We start from the raw sequence: 15,970 nt of genomic DNA on the forward strand, positions 1-15,970 counted from the left end.
GTTGTTCGGCCACGGTTTCGGCCCGGGCATGCGCTGGCGTGCGGGATAAATCGGTCAACCACGGCGGGGTCAGCCCCCAGCGCGCGCGCGCCAACTCGCGCTGGCCATCAGCGCCAACGCGCAGCATCAGCACCGAATCGGAGGGTGAAATGTTCCACTGGGCCTGCTGATCAGCGGGAAAACCAGGCAGGGCCGCGAAGGCAGGGTTCCAGCGAAACAGGGCATAACGTCCACACATGGGGCAGCACAACTCTTGATCAAACGAACGCCAGCCTAACAGACCAGCGTGCCGGGGAAACTCTCCGGCTCATCCCCGGGCAGCGGCAGCGCGGCATTGTAAGCGCTGATCAGCTCACGAGCGTATGCCGCCTGGTCGTTGTCAACCGACAGCCCGAGCAACCCGTAGATCGGCAGCTCCCCCGTACCACCGATCAGATCCCGCCCGACCAGATGGGCCTTAATGCCCTCACTGGCCAGCATGCCTTGCAGCAACTCTCCTTCCATCAGGTTTTCCGGTTCATAGATTCGCTGCATATCACGCACCTTTCACTCGTTTTCGCTATGGACTTCCAGCAACCATTCCTGACCGTCAGTCTGCAGTACAAAGGTTATCGGACGACAACACACCGGACAGTCCTCGATATAGGTCTGATCGCCACCAGACAAATCCAAGACGGCCTCGGCTTGCTCACCACAATAAGGACATTTGTAGGGCTCGGTTTCCAGCATCACGGTCTCCCAGGTGACTTGTGCGTATAATCGCCGGTCTATTTGCAGGGCTATTTTTGTCTGTCTATTTTTCAGACCGTGCCCCGTTGGTTTTCGATCAAAACCTTTACTTACCCTAGCCGTTTCCAACAAGAGAGCATGATGGGCGAATTCGATACCATCCGACCTTACAACGACAGCGAAGTCCCGGCGGTGCTGGCACGGCTGCTCAGCGACAAGGCGTTTCTAGATATCCTCACCCACTTTCGCTTCCCGCGTTTTGCCGGAGCCCTTGGCTGGGCCCTCAAACCTCTTATAGCGCATCGGCTACGGCGTGAGTTCGCCGGCGTAAATTCAGTGGCAAGCCTGCAGGATAAAGTTGAGGTCTATGTAGACCACACCATCGAACGTGCCACCGACGGCGTAACCTACAGCGGCGTCGAGCAATTCAAATCCGGCAGCGCCTACCTTTTCATCGCTAATCATCGCGACATCGTGATGGACCCGGCCTTCGTCAACTATGCCGTATACCATGCGGGCCTGCCGACTCCACGCATCGCGATTGGCGACAATCTGTTGCAGAAACCCTTTGTCAGCGACCTGATGCGCCTGAACAAGAGCTTCATCGTGCACCGCTCGATTTCCGGACGCCGGGAAAAGATGGCGGCGTACCAACTACTCTCGGCCTACATCAATCACTCGATCCGTAACGACTGCGCTTCGATCTGGATCGCACAGGCGGAAGGTCGGGCCAAGGATGGCGATGACCGGACCGAATCAGCGATCCTCAAGATGTTCCACATGAGCCGCAAGGACGAGCCGTTCGGCGAGGTCATTCGGTCATTGAACCTGACCCCGGTATCGATCAGTTACGAATACGACCCCTGCGACCAGGCCAAGGCCCGCGAACTGTTCATCCGCGCCACCACCGGCACCTACAGCAAAGTGCCGGGCGAGGACGATGTAAGCATTGCCAAGGGGATTACCGGCTACAAGGGTCGAGTACATGTGAACTTCGCGGCGCCGATCACCCAGATATTCGACGACACCAAGCAATTGGCGATCGAGATGGACAAGCAGATCCTGGGGGGGTATCGGCTGTTTCCGGTGCACTACCTGGCCTACGCCCAGTGGCAAGACGCCGATCCGCAACTGCAGGTGCCAGGCGCTGCCAAGGTGTTCACGGCAGATGAGTTGGCCAAGGCCCAGGAGGAATGGCAACGGCGCCTGGATGAATGCCCTGCGGAGCATCGGCCGTTCCTGGTGCAGCAATATGCGACGCCGGTGCGTAATCAGTATCGGGTGAAGGCCGGGCTGCCGCTTTAAGTCCGCTTACCCCGCTCCCACAGGAGCACGGTGTTCAAAACTGCGTGCTGATCCAAGACACAACCAGCGCCACCCCAAGGCACGCAAAGCCGAATCGATAGAAAAACCGGTTCATGCGCAAGGTCGCCCAATCCAGTGTCGGCTCGACGCTTGGCCGGCTCTGGCGCTGAGCCTCGATACTGGCCAGCGCGCGCTGCTCGCGGCGACGGGTGGCATGAAGCAGCCAGCTACCCGGAAAGGCAAGCAGCAGGGCCAGCAGGTTGATCAACTTGGCGGGATGGGCGGTAAACAGCGTCATCAAATGCAGCGACATCACGAACCTCTGGCGAATCTGGTATGGCAAGTCGCCAGATCGACGACTGCGGCGCGGATTCTACCGAAAGGCCGTCCACCTGCCCTACCTTTCCGACAAATAACGAAAAACTGACCAAATGCTGTTCTGTGTCACGGCGACGTCATCTGACTGGGTCAGTCTGGCGCCCCTCGAAATCGACACGGAATACGTCATGCTGCACGCCGAAAACCAGGATCGCCTTTACCTGATCGCACCGAGCGACGAACAACAGAACCTTGTGGGGAGTCTGTCCTTCAATGTCCAGGACCGCCGCTGGCTGGTGTATTGCGCATTGGGCGGGCATCAGCATGAGGACTTGCCGGAGATGGATCTGCTGACGGGGATCAGCGTGCTGGATTTCTACTCGCAAGCTGCCTAAGCGCAGATATCCCTGCAGGGGCTGCCGAAGGCCGCAATCGTTTGATTTTGCTTTTGCAGGATTCAGAGCTGCCGAAGAACAAGATCAAAAGATCGCGGCCTTCGGCAGCTCCTGCGGGGCTCGCGTTATTCGCTGAGAATCTGACCCACTGTCGGGTCCTTGAACAGGCGCGTCAAAGCATCGCTCAGCACGTCACTGACCAGCTTGGTATTGGTTTCCTGGTTGGGGGCCATGCCGAAACGCTGATCCAGGGAGGCGCCATAACGACCGCTATAGCGACGATTGGCATTCTGCACATCGGAACGGAAAGTGGCGCCGATGGTGGCTTCGGTGACGTACATGCCTTCCTTGGGCGACTGATACTTCAGATCGGCCAGGGTCACGGTCAATTGCGGCGCGTTCATGCCGCTGGCAACTGGAGTAAAGCCCAGCAAACGCACGGCTGCTTCAGCCTGGGCCTGCAACTTCGGCAGGATCTGAGCACCTTGCACGGTGATTGCGCTGGTCTCTGGGTACATGCCACCGCGAGTACCCAGGGTTGGCGAAGGACGACCATCCACTACCCGCACCACCACCTGCTGGCCATGGCCAACCGGCGCCAGCTGAGTAGTCAGCTTCGGCTCCGGGCTCAGTTGTTGCGGGCTGTGGGCGCAGCCGACGAGGGTCAAACTGGTCACAGTAATCAAACCGAACAACAAGCGTTGCAACATGCTCTTCTCTCCAGAATCAGGCACAGACAAGGTCGCAGTATAGCGGTGCGTAACAGCGGGGAACCAGCGCAACAATCAGGGAAAGGTCCCACAAGCATTTCAGACCGCTACGCCTGTCACACAGGTGTCATCGCCCATACACTTTCGCGTCACGGCCTGATGCCAACCTTCAGGCAGTCTCCAGGAGGAACCCTGCCATGCGCTTTCTCGTTTCGCTGTTCACCCCCCGCCCGTTGCATCGCTGCTTCGCCCTGCTCGACCGCCAGGGTCGCTGCCAGGCTTTCAAGCAGTGCAGCCTCCAGCCAATGGGGGACGGCTGGGTCGAAATCGACGAGATTCGCCTCAACTGGCTGCATCATCCACTGCCCCAAAGTGCCCGGGTGAACCAGCGCCAGCCACGTGCGCGGGCGCAGCGTATGTTGACCACCTGACCAGACGCCGAACAAAAGTCGTAAAACACGACCATTTCCCTGCGTTTCTTCGCTACAATCTCCCCCCGATTATAAGGACGTCTCCTGATCGGGCCCCGCAACATTGTCAATGCGCCTGTATTGACCCTCGACATCGCCCACAGAGAGCCGCCCACACAGATCGAGTGAAGCTGGCGTGCTTGCTGTTTCCTGAGCAGCCCCCCTACTTTTCTCGAATCTGCAGAGCTGTCATTACGCTCGGTCACTGAGCTATTTGCCCGTTTTGCCTGTCATGTATTACATGAAGGCAATCCATCCGGGCACAGTGCCAGGCTGAGACAGCCCTTTTTGAGGTTCACGTCTTCAAAAGAGCGTGAAAAAAACGGGTTTTCACAACTTCACAAGAGTGTGGCGAGCAAATGAATAGTTTTGCGTCTGAACATGCACCATTAGCGTCTGAAACAGCCCAACGACACAGGACCGAGTACTCCTTGAACACCGGAGCCTGAAGCCTGTCCGCTACGGATTTGGTTGCACAAACGGATGTATCGACCATAAGTCGAATTGCCTCCCGCGCGCTGAAATGAGTTCATGTAGCTCATAAGCCCGGCCGGTAGCGTCCGTCGAAGTTGCGATAAATTGCGAAGATTCGGACATGGCGATCCTGACCATGGGTACTTGGGGCATCACTGACACGCCCCGGAACGCCTGGCAGCCATGCCGACAATTTGGTGCTGCAGATTTTGGAGACGCGTTAAATGGCGCATAAAGAAGCAGTCGACGTAGTACTGGTTGGGGCCGGCATCATGAGTGCCACCCTTGCCGTACTGCTCAAAGAGCTCGACCCCGCGATCAAGCTGGAAGTCGTCGAGCTGATGGATTCCGGTGCCGCGGAGAGTTCCAACCCGTGGAACAACGCCGGTACCGGTCACGCCGGGCTGTGTGAGCTGAATTACACGCCGCAGGCCGCCGACGGCACCGTCGACATCAAGAAAGCCGTGCACATCAACACCCAGTTCGAAGTGTCGAAGCAGTTCTGGTCCTACCTGACCCGCAAAGGCACATTCGGCTCGTGCAAATCGTTCATCAGCCCGGTGCCTCACCTGAGCTTCGTGCAGGGTGACAGCGGCGTGTCTTTTCTCAAGGAGCGTTTCAGCGTCCTGAGCAAGCACCACGCGTTCTCGGACATGGAATACACCGAAGACAAGGCCACCATGGCCGAGTGGATGCCGCTGATGATGCCCGGCCGTCCAGCCGGCGAAGTGCTTGCCGCCACTCGCGTGATGAATGGTACCGACGTCAACTTCGGCGCCCTGACCAATCAATTGCTCAAGCACCTGACCAGCGCACCCGATGCCCAGGTCAAGTACTGCAAGCGCGTCACCGGTCTCAAGCGCAATAACAGCGGCTGGACCGTCAGCATCAAGGACGTCAACAGCGGCAGTACCCGTGAAGTCGACGCCAAATTCGTCTTCCTCGGCGCAGGCGGCGCAGCCCTGCCGTTGCTGCAGGCATCCGGCATCGAGGAAAGCAAAGGCTTCGGCGGTTTCCCGATCAGCGGCCAGTGGCTGCGTTGCGACAACCCGGAAGTGGTCAAGCACCACCAGGCCAAAGTCTATAGCCAAGCTGCCGTGGGTTCGCCGCCGATGTCCGTGCCGCACCTGGACACTCGCGTGGTCGACGGCAAGAAGTCGCTGCTGTTCGGACCTTACGCCGGTTTCACCACCAAGTTCCTCAAGCACGGTTCCTTCATGGACCTGCCGCTGTCGGTTCGCGCCGGCAACATCGGTCCGATGCTGGCAGTGGCGAAAAACAACATGGACCTGACCAAGTACTTGGTCAGCGAAGTGATGCAATCGATGGAACAGCGCCTGGAATCCCTGCGCCGCTTCTACCCTGAAGCGAAAGCCGAAGACTGGCGCCTGGAAGTGGCCGGCCAACGGGTGCAGATCATCAAGAAGGATCCGAAAAAAGGCGGCGTCCTACAGTTCGGTACCGAACTGGTCGCAGCCAAAGACGGTTCCCTGGCAGCACTGCTTGGTGCTTCGCCGGGTGCATCGGTGACTGTTTCGATCATGCTTGAGCTGATCGAGAAATGTTTCCCGAACAAGGCGTCCGGTGAATGGGCGGCCAAATTGGCGGAAATTTTCCCGGCTCGGGAAAAGGTCCTGGAAACCGACGCTGCGCTCTATCGCAAGATCAATGCACACAACAACGTTGCGCTGGAACTGGTTGAAGCCAGTAGCGAGACCGAAAGCTACGCTTGATTTGGTCGCATAAAAAACGCCCCGTTCTCATTGAGAGCGGGGCGTTTTTTTGTGCCGCTGAAAAGATTTAAGATCTTTAACCGCGAGCCTTTTCGATCAGCTCGATGTATTCCGCCGCACTGCGCTGATCCTTGATCACCGCAACAAAATCATTGCCCTGCTCATCCTTGCCATCCAGGTCATACCCGGCCTCGGCGAAAAACGTCAGGAAGCGCGCGAAATCATCGACCCGCAAACCGCGGTAGGCCTTGATCAGTTTGTGCAGCGACGGGGAAGTGGCGTCGACCGGCTCGAAATCGAGAAACAACTTGATCTGCTCATCGCCAATCTCGTCACCAATCACTTGCTTTTTATCTTTACGCATTGCCGACTCCAGCTCGCAGACATTTCACGGGGCGGGCAGTTTACCCCTCCCTTGGCGCCGTACTCAACGCGGACGAATGCTGCCTGTGTGCAGATCGGCCCAGACGTGGCCGTTGGCGTAGCTGAGAAACTGGCAATACACCGTGCCGTTACGCAGCAAGTCGATCAACACCCGATACTGAGCCATCGGGTAGAAGAGCGTCAGGGTCTTGCTCGAGCTGTCGTATGCCGGCTTCTTCAGGCTCTTGCTCTCGCCGTCGAAGTTGACCAGCACCTGACTGATGGTCGCGCCCTTGTTCAGGGACTTGCCCTTGAGGCGAATCATCAGTGGTGAGGTGACGGGAATAGGCTGCTGGTTCGACTGACGCTGACTGCCCACCACCACCGAGTAGTCGGTAACCTGGAGCAATTGTTGTTGCTCGGGCTCTTCGCCGCGCAGGGTCAGGTCATCGGGGGGCAGGAACTGCGCGTGCATTGGCGCAGGTGCTGCGGCAAGGGGCAGGCTTGCGGTCAGTAACAGGACGGCGCAGCTGCGGATCAAAAGGCTCATGACGGGCTCCGAAGAAGAGGCCAGCACTTTAGCATGAGCAGACATAATTCATGGTGGGAGCGAGCCTGCTCGCGATAGCGTCAGGCCAGGCGACATCGACGCGGCTGAAACACCGCTGTCGCGAGCAGGCTCGCTCCCACAGGGATTGAAGATCAATCGAACTGGGCGCGCATCCAGGCCTGATACTCGGCCACACCCGGTTCGCCTTCACGGGGTGCCCAGTCTGCCAACTCGCCCTCGCCTACCGGGCGATACGGCCCGGCCTTGCACTCGAACATCAGGCTGTCGGCTTCCAGCACCACCAGGCCATGAAACACACCCGTGGGCAGATCAACGCCAATGCTGTCGCCACCCGCCTGGAGGATGCGCTTGCTCACCACCGCTCCGGACTCATCAAAGATCAACAACCCAAGACGGCCCTTGAGCACCAGCAGGGTTTCCGCCTTGTTATCACCCAAATGCCGATGAGGCGCAATATAGGTATTGGGCTGCAAACCCACCGCCATGCGGTGGCAGGCATCTTCCATTTGATGAAAGTTGTGATGCTGACGCCCGCGCGGGTTGGCCGCCGCTTTCTCGGCCAGTTCAGCGAACAGCGTTTGATCAAGAAAGCTCGGCGTGGTCATTGCTTACATCCCTTTGACGGCAAAAATCCCGTTGGCGTTGCGCCAGTAACCCTTGTAGTCCATCCCGTAACCGAAGATGTAGCGGTCGATGCAGGGCAGGCCGACGAAATCGGCTTTAAGGTCCGGGCGAGCCTTGCGGTCGTGGTCCTTGTCGATCAGCACGGCGGTATGCACCTTGCGCGCGCCGGCGTGTTTGCAGAAGTCGATGATCGCGCCCAGGGTATGACCTTCGTCGAGGATGTCGTCGATGATCAGCACGTCACGATCGATGAACGACACTTCCGGCTTGGCTTTCCAAAACAGGTCACCACCGCTGGTTTCGTTGCGATAACGGGTGGCGTGCAGGTAGGACGCTTCCAGGGGGAATTGAAGGTGGGTGAGCAGCTTGCCGGCGAAAATCAGGCCGCCGTTCATCACGCAAAACACCACCGGATTGGTTTCAGCCAGTTGTTCGTTGATATGCGCACCGACGCGGGCGATGGCGGCCTCGACTTCAGCTTCGGTGTACAGGCAGTCAGCCTCTCGCATGATTTGACGGATATGCTCGAGATCAGCGGACATGGTGCTCTCCAGGGGGGTGACGGATTCGGGAAAAGCGGGCAAAGGTACGCATCAAGCGAGGTCAGATCAAGCGTTTGTGGACTAACGTACTCTATGTCTATAGGACAACACCCTCGGATAGATTAATCTAGGCCGCTTTTTTTTGCCCGCCGCCGGAGCTTTTCCCATGCCCATCCTCGAGATCCGCCATCCGCTGATCCGTCATAAACTTGGCCTAATGCGCCGTGCAGATATCAGCACCAAGAACTTTCGCGAGCTCGCTCAGGAAGTCGGTGCACTGCTGACTTATGAAGCCACCAAAGACCTGCCCCTGGAAGCCTACGATATTGAAGGTTGGTGCGGCACCGTGTCGGTCGAGAAAATCGCCGGCAAGAAAATCACCGTAGTGCCGATCCTGCGCGCCGGCATCGGCATGCTCGAAGGCGTGCTCAGTCTGATCCCGGGCGCCAAGGTCAGCGCCGTGGGCGTGGCCCGCAATGAAGAAACATTGCAGGCTCACACCTACCTGGAAAAACTGGTTCCGGAGATCAACGAGCGCCTGGCGATGATCATCGACCCGATGCTGGCCACCGGCAGCTCCATGGTTGCCACCATCGACCTGCTGAAGAAAGCCGGCTGCCGCGACATCCGCGCCATGGTGCTGGTTGCCGCGCCCGAAGGCATTGCCGCGGTGGAGAAGGCTCACCCGGATGTGACCATCTACACCGCGTCGATCGACGAAAGACTGAATGAACACGGTTACATCATTCCAGGCCTGGGCGATGCCGGTGACAAGATCTTCGGCACCAAGCAGAAGGACGCTTGAGCATGCAGGATGAGTTCAACGATCCGCTCTGGCGCACGGTCCTGTCCGGCGCGCAGATGCTGTTCGTGGCCTTCGGCGCCCTGGTACTAATGCCTTTGATTACCGGTCTGGACCCGAACGTGGCCCTGTTCACCGCAGGCCTGGGAACGATCCTGTTCCAGATCGTCACCGGCCGTCAGGTCCCGGTATTCCTGGCGTCGAGCTTCGCCTTCATCACTCCGATCATTCTCGCCAAGGGCCAGTTCGGCCTCGCGGCGACCATGGGCGGCGTGATGGCGGCAGGCTTCGTCTACACCTTCCTCGGCCTCGCCGTGAAGATCAAAGGCACCGGGTTCATTGACCGCCTGCTGCCCCCAGTGGTGATTGGCCCGGTGATCATCTCCATCGGCCTGGCCATGGCGCCGATTGCCGCCAACATGGCGATGGGCAAGGCCGACGACGGTACTGAGCTGATTCATTACCAGACGGCGATGCTGATCTCGATGCCCGCCCTGCTCACCACCCTGATTGTGGCGGTATTCGGCAAGGGCATTTTCCGCCTGGTACCGATCATCTCCGGGGTACTGGTGGGGTTCGCCATGGCGTTCTATTTCGGCGTGGTCGACACCGCGAAGATTGCAGCCGCCCCCTGGTTTGCCATTCCGCTCTTCACCGCACCGGAGTTCAACTGGCAGGCGATCCTGTTCATCGTGCCGGTGGCCCTGGCGCCTGCGATCGAACACATCGGTGGTGTGATTGCCGTCGGCAGCGTCACCGGGCGCGACTACCTGAAGAAGCCCGGCCTGCATCGCACCCTGCTGGGTGACGGCATTGCGACCACGGCAGCCGGGCTGCTCGGCGGCCCACCCAACACCACCTACGCCGAAGTGACGGGCGCGGTGATGCTGACCAAGAACTACAACCCGAAAATCATGACCTGGGCGGCGATCTTCGCGATCAGCCTGGCGTTCGTCGGCAAGTTCGGCGCCCTGCTGCAAAGCATCCCGGTGCCGGTTATGGGCGGGATTCTCTGCCTGCTGTTCGGCTCGATCGCGGCAGTGGGGATGAACACGTTGATTCGCCACAAGATCGATCTCGGCGAAGCGCGCAACCTGGTGATTGTATCGGTGACACTGGTGTTCGGGATTGGCGGGGTGCTGGTTGGCACTGGCACTGGACCGGACGATTTCGGCCTGAAGGGCATTGCGCTGTGCGCGGTGGTGGCCATTGCCCTGAACCTGCTGCTGCCAGGGAATGACAGCTGGAAGCACAAGAAAGCGGATGAGCCGCTGATTTAACCAGGCTCAAGGTTTTCGCAGGCTGACAGGAAGCCTTCGTCGGAATGCCGCCCAGACCAAGCCCGCTCCTACATTGGACTTTCAGTGTGCACAATGTTTTGTTCAGCACTTATCCAAAATGGGAGCGGGCTTGCTCGCGAAGCTTTTAGAGCGCCAAAGGCGCTCTCTCGCACAAGGTGCTCAACGCCTTCGCCCACTGCGGGTCATCATTCAGACAAGGCACCAGCACCAACTCCTCTCCCCCCGCTTCGCGGAACAGCTCCAACCCACGGTCGCCAATCTCTTCCAGGGTCTCGATGCAATCGGCAACAAACGCCGGACACATCACCAGCACTTTCTTCACCCCCATTCCGGCCAGCTCATCAAGGCGGGCTTCGGTGTAGGGTTCGATCCACTTCGCCCGCCCCAGGCGTGACTGGAATGACACCGACCATTTGCCATTCGCCAGCCCCATCCGTTTGGCAAACTCCGATGCGGTGCGCAGGCATTGGGCGCGATAGCAGGTGGCCAACACTTCTGGCGAAGCGTTCCTGCAGCACTCTTCATTCTTGAAACAATGCTGCCCCGTGGGGTCCAGCTTGGTCAGGTGCCGCTCGGGCAAGCCGTGAAAACTCAGCAACAGGTGATCGTAATCCTGCTCCAGGTACGGCTTCGCACTGGCAACCAGCGCGTCGAGGTACTCCGGCTGATCGTAAAACGGCTGCAGCACCGAGAACTGCACATCAAGCTTGCGCTCGCGCACGACCCGCCGCGCCTCTTCAATCACCGTAGTCACGGTGCTGTCGGCAAATTGCGGATAAAGCGGTGCGAGGGTAATTCGCTTATGGCCCTGGGCGACCAGTTCCAATAGCTTGGACTCGATCGACGGCTCGCCGTAACGCATGGCCAGCTCAACGGGCCCCTGGGTCCACTGCGAGATCATTGCCTGCTGCAGGCGACGGCTGAGCACCACCAGCGGCGAGCCCTCCTCCCACCAGATCGAGGCGTAGGCGTGAGCTGACTGTTCCGGGCGCTTGATCAGGATCAGCGACACCAGCAGGCGTCGCACCGGCCATGGCAAGTCGATCACATACGGGTCCATGAGAAATTGATTGAGGTAACTGCGCACATCCGCCACCGAAGTGGAGGCCGGGGAGCCCAGGTTGACCAGAAGCAATGCGTGATCGGTCATGCAATGTCCTATTTCAAAGGCGGCTGGACAAGTCGTCCAAAGCCGCACGCAAATCGGTGAACTGGAAGGTAAAACCCGCTTCCAGCAAGCGGACCGGCATGGCCTTCTGGCCACCCAGCAACAGCAGCGACATTTCCCCCAGACACACTTTCAACACCAGGGTCGGCATTGGCATGAACGCTGGACGATGCAAAACGGCACCCAGGGTTTTGGCGAATTCACTATTGCGCACCGGTTTCGGCGCACAGGCATTATAAGGACCGCTGGCAGTGTTCTGGTGCAGAAGAAAATCAATCAAGGCGATCTGATCCTTGATATGGATCCACGGCATCCATTGCCGACCATTGCCCAGAGGCCCGCCCATCGCGAGTTTGAAGGGCAGCAACAGGCGCGACAAAAAGCCGCCGTCGGCCGACAACACCAGCCCGGTGCGGATCAGGATGACACGGATGCCCAAGGCCTCCGCGCGCAGGGCGGTCTCTTCCCAGGCAATGCACAGCTGACTGGCAAAATCGTCAATCACTGGCGCCGACTCCTCGGTCAGCTCACGCTCGCCGCCGTCGCCGTACCAGCCGACCGCAGAACCGGAGATCAACACCGCTGGTTTCCGTTCGCGGGTGTCCAGCCAGGCCAGCAAGGTTTCGGTCAGCGCGATGCGGCTGCTCCACAACAGCGCCTTGCGTTTGGATGTCCAGGGTCGATCGGCAATCGGAGCGCCTGCAAGATTGACGATGGCATCGACAGGCGTCTGCCCCAGGTCTTCCAGCCGGGCAATTCCACGGACCTCGGTGCCGCAGATTTTCGCAACCTTTTCAGGTTGGCGGCTCCAGACGGTCAGCGTGTGTCCCTGGCTCAGCCAGTGTCGGCAAAGTTGGCGCCCTATCAAACCAGTACCGCCGGTCAGCAATATGTGCATGACTTCTTCCTCGCGTGGCCTTTTATCCTGCTCACTAGTCTATTTTTATAAGCAGGGATCTTTGGTGTCGGGCAGTGTCTGTTTAAACAATAGGCCAACCTGTCAGAACTAGAACGCTAAAAGTTATACCAAAAAACAATATTGTACAGGTTTAAACCACGGCGTAGTCTGTACAGAAAGGTAAACGAGGCCCCTATGACTGTACCTATCGCAATCATCGGCACCGGCATCGCCGGGCTCTCCGCCGCCCAAGCCCTCACGGAGCTCGGGCATGTTGTCCAACTTTTCGATAAAAGCCGCGGCAGTGGCGGTCGCATGTCGAGCAAGCGCAGCGATGCGGGGGCCCTGGACATGGGCGCGCAGTATTTCACTGCACGTGACCGTCGCTTCGTCAACGAAGTGCAGCGCTGGCAGGCCCAGGGCTGGGTCGCCGAATGGACGCCGCAGCTGTATACCTTCCAAGGTGGCCAGCTCAACCTGTCACCGGATGAACAGACCCGCTGGGTTGGCACGCCACGCATGAGCGCCATCACCCGCGGCCTGCTAGGCGACCTGCAGGCGCAATTCGGTTGCCGGATTACCGAGGTGTATCGCGGTGAGCAGCACTGGCACCTGCAAGATGCCGAAGGCTTTACCCATGGGCCATTCAGCCACGTGGTCATTGCCACACCCGCCCCACAGGCGACCGCCTTGCTCGCTTCAGCGCCGAAGCTCGCCGGTGCCGCCGCCGGGGTGAAAATGGACCCGACCTGGGCCATCGCATTGGCGTTCGACCAGCCGCTGGATACACCCATGGAAGGTTGCTTCGTACAAGACAGCCCGCTCGACTGGCTGGCCCGCAACCGCAGCAAACCGGGACGTGACACCACCCTGGACACTTGGGTGCTGCACGCGACCAGCGCCTGGAGCCGGCAACACATTGACCTGCCCAAGGAAGCTGTGATCGAACAATTGCACGGCGCCTTCGCGGAACTGTTGCACAGCGCCATGCCCGCTCCGACCTTCAGCCTGGCCCATCGCTGGCTCTACGCCCGGCCCGCCAGCAGCCATGAATGGGGCACCCTGGCTGACGCCGATCTGGGACTCTATGCTTGCGGCGACTGGTGCCTGTCAGGCCGCGTTGAAGGTGCCTGGCTCAGCGGCCAGGAAGCTGCCCGCCGTTTGCACGAGCACCTGCAATGAATAGTATCAACCCAGGTAAACTGCTGCTGTCAAAATGGACAGCAGCCCACCCGCAACACCGCGAAAAACATTTTATGGTGACCGAGCTGTTCCGTGACGAGGAAGGCGTGGTTTTGGAAATTGAATTGCAGGCAGTGTTGACCAAGCGCAGCCAGCGCCTGAGCTGGCAAACCCTGAAAAACAGCGACACCTGGATACTGGGCTGGAATTAACCCCTGTAGGAGCGAGCTTGCTCGCGAAGAAATCCCAGACGCCGCGTTCATCCAGGTTTCCCGCGTCATCGTTAACCACCATCGCGAGTAAGCTTGCCCCTGCAGAGTCATCGCGGCCAAACGCCGCCCGTGGCAACCCCCACCGACGGGGCATGCATAAGCCCTTCATAAAACCTGTACAAATCATTTGACTTGTACAGCTTCGAATCTATGATGAAGTCATGTTGTACAGATCTTCGGATTTGTACAGGTCTGGATTCGAGGTGCTCTGATGTCCAACTCCGCCGTGAAACCGAAAATTGCCATAAGCGCCTGCCTCATGGGCGCCGAAGTTCGCTTCAACGGCGGACACAAGGAATCGCGCCTGTGCAGTCGCACACTCACCGATTACTTTGATTTCGTGCCGGTTTGCCCTGAAGTGGCGATAGGCCTGGGCATTCCTCGCCAACCGATTCGCCTGGTTGGCGATGCTGAACATCCTCAAGCAGTCGGCACGGTCAACCCAGACCTTAACGTCACTGAACCTCTGGCTGCCTATGGCGAGAAAATGGCCACCGAACTGGGCGATATCTGCGGCTACATCTTTATGCAGAAATCACCCTCATGCGGCCTGGACCGGGTCAAGGTTTACCACGCCAACGGTGCACCGGTAGACGGTGGCGGTCGTGGCATCTACGCCCAGGCCTTCTGCGCGCGTCATCCGGATTTACCCGTGGAAGAAGACGGCAGACTCAATGACCCGGTACTGCGGGAAAACTTCCTGACTCGGGTATTCGCCTATAGCGCCTGGCAACAATTATTGCGAGAAGGCCTCAGCCGTCGCGGCCTCACCGAATTCCACTCCCGCTACAAATACCAACTGATGGCCCACAACCCGGTGCAATACAAAACCTTGGGCAACCTGTTGGGCACTATGGGTCAGACAGAGCCGGAAACAATCGGCCCGCGCTATTTCAGCGAGCTGATGGCAGCCTTGAAAAAGTGCGCCACGCGGCGCACCCATACCAATGTCCTGCAGCACATCAGCGGTTACCTCAAACAGGCGATCAGCGCCGAAGACAAAGAGGAAATGCAGCGCGTCATTGGCCAATATCGCCACGGCATCGTGCCACTGGTCGTGCCGATGACCCTGCTCAAGCACCACTTCCGCCAACACCCGGATCCTTACATCGCGCAGCAGGTTTACCTGCAACCGCACCCGGAAAACCTCAGCCTGCGAAATGCGATTTAAATGACTAACCAACTCGACACCAGCGCCGGCGAAGACCTCGGCGACGATTTCAAGAAAGCCCTGGACGAAGGCTGGCTGCCGATCCGTGAAGTGGCCCGGCAAACAGGAGTCAACGCCGTGACACTGCGCGCCTGGGAGCGGCGCTATGGTCTGATCGTGCCGCAACGTACACCCAAGGGGCACCGGCTGTTCTCGGCTGAACATGTGCAACGCATCCTGACCATTCTCACCTGGCTCAATCGCGGAGTAGCCGTCAGCCAGGTCAAGCAACTGCTCGACACCCCGCAGGTGATCATCGAACCGATCGAAAACGATTGGCATGTGCTGCGCCAGACCTTGCTGCTGGCAGTCACCGGCTTGAGCGAACGAGCCCTCGACGACACCGTCAATCAGGCGATGGCGCTGTATCCGCCGCGGACCTTGTGCGAACAACTGCTGCTGCCGCTGCTCAAGGAACTGGAGCAACGCTGGCAGGGCCAGTTTGGCGCGCAGATGGAGCGAGGATTCTTTTATTCCTGGTTGCGCAGCAAGTTTGGCGCGCGCATCTACCACAACAACCGGCAGTTACGCGGCGCGCCGCTACTGCTGGTCAATCAATCGGACCTGCCACTGGAACCCCACCTGTGGCTGACGGCCTGGCTGGTCAGCAGCGCCGACTGCCCCGTCGAGGTGTTCGACTGGCCGCTACCGACCGGGGAGCTGGCCCTGGCGGTTGAACACCTGCAAGCCCGCGGCGTGCTGCTGTACTCCAGCAAAGCGATGAATCTTGCGCAGCTGCCGAAACTTTTTAACGGTGTCGGTTGCCCAAAATTGATTGCCGGACCAACTGTCTGCATCCACCACGTCGAGTTGTCCGCAAAAACCTCCGGTATTCCAGAGCTGTTCCTGGCCGAAGATCCCCTGTCGGCACATCATGAACTGGTTCTGCGGGGAGTTATCTGA

21 protein-coding genes are annotated in these 15,970 nt (G+C 59.0%); 10 read left to right on the plus strand and 11 right to left on the minus strand.

Going from position 1 to position 15,970, the window contains the following annotated elements:
* The 3 genes from L9059_RS22290 to L9059_RS22300 all read right to left on the minus strand — a co-directional run.
* Positions 1 to 238, minus strand: a 238-nt coding sequence (locus L9059_RS22290; RefSeq protein WP_247293072.1) for an SOS response-associated peptidase family protein, incomplete at its 3' end; no start/stop codon positions are given.
* A 35-nt stretch (positions 239 to 273) separates the two neighbouring features.
* Positions 274 to 534 carry a putative signal transducing protein gene (locus L9059_RS22295; protein WP_247293073.1) on the minus strand — a complete coding sequence of 87 codons (261 nt, stop codon included), beginning with the start codon at positions 532 to 534 and terminating at the stop codon, positions 274 to 276.
* A gap of 12 nt (positions 535 to 546) precedes the next feature.
* Positions 547 to 729 (minus strand): CPXCG motif-containing cysteine-rich protein, encoded by a 183-nt coding sequence (locus L9059_RS22300; RefSeq protein WP_247293074.1) that lies wholly within the window; start codon positions 727 to 729, stop codon positions 547 to 549.
* 138 nt (positions 730 to 867) lie between these two features.
* Between L9059_RS22300 and L9059_RS22305 the strand changes: the two genes are divergently transcribed.
* Positions 868 to 2,034 (plus strand): 1-acyl-sn-glycerol-3-phosphate acyltransferase, encoded by a 1,167-nt coding sequence (locus L9059_RS22305; RefSeq protein WP_247293075.1) that lies wholly within the window; start codon positions 868 to 870, stop codon positions 2,032 to 2,034.
* A 34-nt stretch (positions 2,035 to 2,068) separates the two neighbouring features.
* Here L9059_RS22305 and L9059_RS22310 read toward each other — a convergent pair whose 3' ends face one another.
* On the minus strand, positions 2,069 to 2,347 hold the full coding sequence (locus tag L9059_RS22310) for a hypothetical protein (protein WP_247293076.1): 279 nt from the start codon (positions 2,345 to 2,347) through the stop codon (positions 2,069 to 2,071).
* A 193-nt stretch (positions 2,348 to 2,540) separates the two neighbouring features.
* Between L9059_RS22310 and L9059_RS22315 the strand changes: the two genes are divergently transcribed.
* Positions 2,541 to 2,747 carry a hypothetical protein gene (locus tag L9059_RS22315; RefSeq protein WP_247293077.1) on the plus strand — a complete coding sequence of 69 codons (207 nt, stop codon included), beginning with the start codon at positions 2,541 to 2,543 and terminating at the stop codon, positions 2,745 to 2,747.
* Positions 2,748 to 2,872: 125 nt separating this feature from the next.
* Here the strand turns inward: L9059_RS22315 and L9059_RS22320 are convergent, their stop codons facing one another.
* The gene (locus L9059_RS22320) at positions 2,873 to 3,457 is read right to left on the minus strand and encodes a YajG family lipoprotein (RefSeq protein ID WP_247293078.1); all 585 of its coding nucleotides are present in this window, start codon (positions 3,455 to 3,457) and stop codon (positions 2,873 to 2,875) included.
* A 197-nt stretch (positions 3,458 to 3,654) separates the two neighbouring features.
* On the opposite strand from L9059_RS22320, the gene L9059_RS22325 reads away from it, so the two are divergent.
* Both L9059_RS22325 and mqo read left to right on the plus strand, forming a co-directional pair.
* Positions 3,655 to 3,888: a hypothetical protein gene (locus L9059_RS22325; RefSeq protein WP_247293079.1), complete on the plus strand. Its 234-nt coding sequence runs from the start codon at positions 3,655 to 3,657 to the stop codon at positions 3,886 to 3,888.
* A 737-nt stretch (positions 3,889 to 4,625) separates the two neighbouring features.
* A complete protein-coding gene (gene mqo, locus L9059_RS22330) occupies positions 4,626 to 6,134 on the plus strand; it encodes a malate dehydrogenase (quinone) (RefSeq protein ID WP_247293080.1) in 1,509 nt (502 codons plus the stop codon).
* Between the two features lie 76 nt (positions 6,135 to 6,210).
* Here the strand turns inward: mqo and L9059_RS22335 are convergent, their stop codons facing one another.
* From L9059_RS22335 to L9059_RS22350, 4 genes are all read right to left on the minus strand, one after another.
* A complete protein-coding gene (locus tag L9059_RS22335) occupies positions 6,211 to 6,498 on the minus strand; it encodes a PA4642 family protein (RefSeq protein WP_247293081.1) in 288 nt (95 codons plus the stop codon).
* 63 nt (positions 6,499 to 6,561) lie between these two features.
* Positions 6,562 to 7,047 (minus strand): hypothetical protein, encoded by a 486-nt coding sequence (locus L9059_RS22340; protein ID WP_247293082.1) that lies wholly within the window; start codon positions 7,045 to 7,047, stop codon positions 6,562 to 6,564.
* 152 nt (positions 7,048 to 7,199) lie between these two features.
* Positions 7,200 to 7,673, minus strand: coding sequence for a WbuC family cupin fold metalloprotein (locus L9059_RS22345; RefSeq protein WP_247293083.1), 474 nt, complete (start codon positions 7,671 to 7,673; stop codon positions 7,200 to 7,202).
* A 3-nt stretch (positions 7,674 to 7,676) separates the two neighbouring features.
* Entirely contained in the window at positions 7,677 to 8,234 is a 558-nt protein-coding gene (locus L9059_RS22350) for a hypoxanthine-guanine phosphoribosyltransferase (RefSeq protein WP_017340733.1), read from the minus strand.
* A gap of 166 nt (positions 8,235 to 8,400) precedes the next feature.
* Here L9059_RS22350 and upp point away from each other — a divergent pair, with 166 nt between their 5' ends.
* Both upp and L9059_RS22360 read left to right on the plus strand, forming a co-directional pair.
* On the plus strand, positions 8,401 to 9,039 hold the full coding sequence (upp, locus tag L9059_RS22355) for a uracil phosphoribosyltransferase (RefSeq protein ID WP_162437175.1): 639 nt from the start codon (positions 8,401 to 8,403) through the stop codon (positions 9,037 to 9,039).
* A 2-nt stretch (positions 9,040 to 9,041) separates the two neighbouring features.
* Complete coding sequence (locus L9059_RS22360; protein ID WP_247293084.1) at positions 9,042 to 10,316, plus strand: uracil-xanthine permease family protein; 1,275 nt, start codon at positions 9,042 to 9,044, stop codon at positions 10,314 to 10,316.
* A gap of 145 nt (positions 10,317 to 10,461) precedes the next feature.
* Here L9059_RS22360 and hemH read toward each other — a convergent pair whose 3' ends face one another.
* Complete coding sequence (gene hemH / locus L9059_RS22365) at positions 10,462 to 11,487, minus strand: ferrochelatase (RefSeq protein WP_247293085.1); 1,026 nt, start codon at positions 11,485 to 11,487, stop codon at positions 10,462 to 10,464.
* 13 nt (positions 11,488 to 11,500) lie between these two features.
* Entirely contained in the window at positions 11,501 to 12,403 is a 903-nt protein-coding gene (locus L9059_RS22370) for a TIGR01777 family oxidoreductase (protein ID WP_247293086.1), read from the minus strand.
* 195 nt (positions 12,404 to 12,598) lie between these two features.
* Here L9059_RS22370 and L9059_RS22375 point away from each other — a divergent pair, with 195 nt between their 5' ends.
* From L9059_RS22375 to L9059_RS22390, 4 genes are all read left to right on the plus strand, one after another.
* On the plus strand, positions 12,599 to 13,585 hold the full coding sequence (locus tag L9059_RS22375; RefSeq protein ID WP_247293087.1) for an NAD(P)/FAD-dependent oxidoreductase: 987 nt from the start codon (positions 12,599 to 12,601) through the stop codon (positions 13,583 to 13,585).
* Positions 13,582 to 13,797, plus strand: a complete 216-nt coding sequence (locus L9059_RS22380; protein ID WP_247293088.1) for a TIGR02450 family Trp-rich protein — start codon at positions 13,582 to 13,584, stop codon at positions 13,795 to 13,797. The genes L9059_RS22375 and L9059_RS22380 overlap by 4 nt, the downstream gene beginning before the upstream one ends.
* Positions 13,798 to 14,068: 271 nt before the next feature.
* Entirely contained in the window at positions 14,069 to 15,028 is a 960-nt protein-coding gene (locus L9059_RS22385) for a YbgA family protein (RefSeq protein WP_247293089.1), read from the plus strand.
* Positions 15,029 to 15,970 carry a MerR family transcriptional regulator gene (locus L9059_RS22390; protein ID WP_247293090.1) on the plus strand — a complete coding sequence of 314 codons (942 nt, stop codon included), beginning with the start codon at positions 15,029 to 15,031 and terminating at the stop codon, positions 15,968 to 15,970. It begins immediately after the preceding gene.

Source organism: Pseudomonas violetae (assembly GCF_023072615.1).
Lineage (GTDB): Bacteria > Pseudomonadota > Gammaproteobacteria > Pseudomonadales > Pseudomonadaceae > Aquipseudomonas > Aquipseudomonas violetae.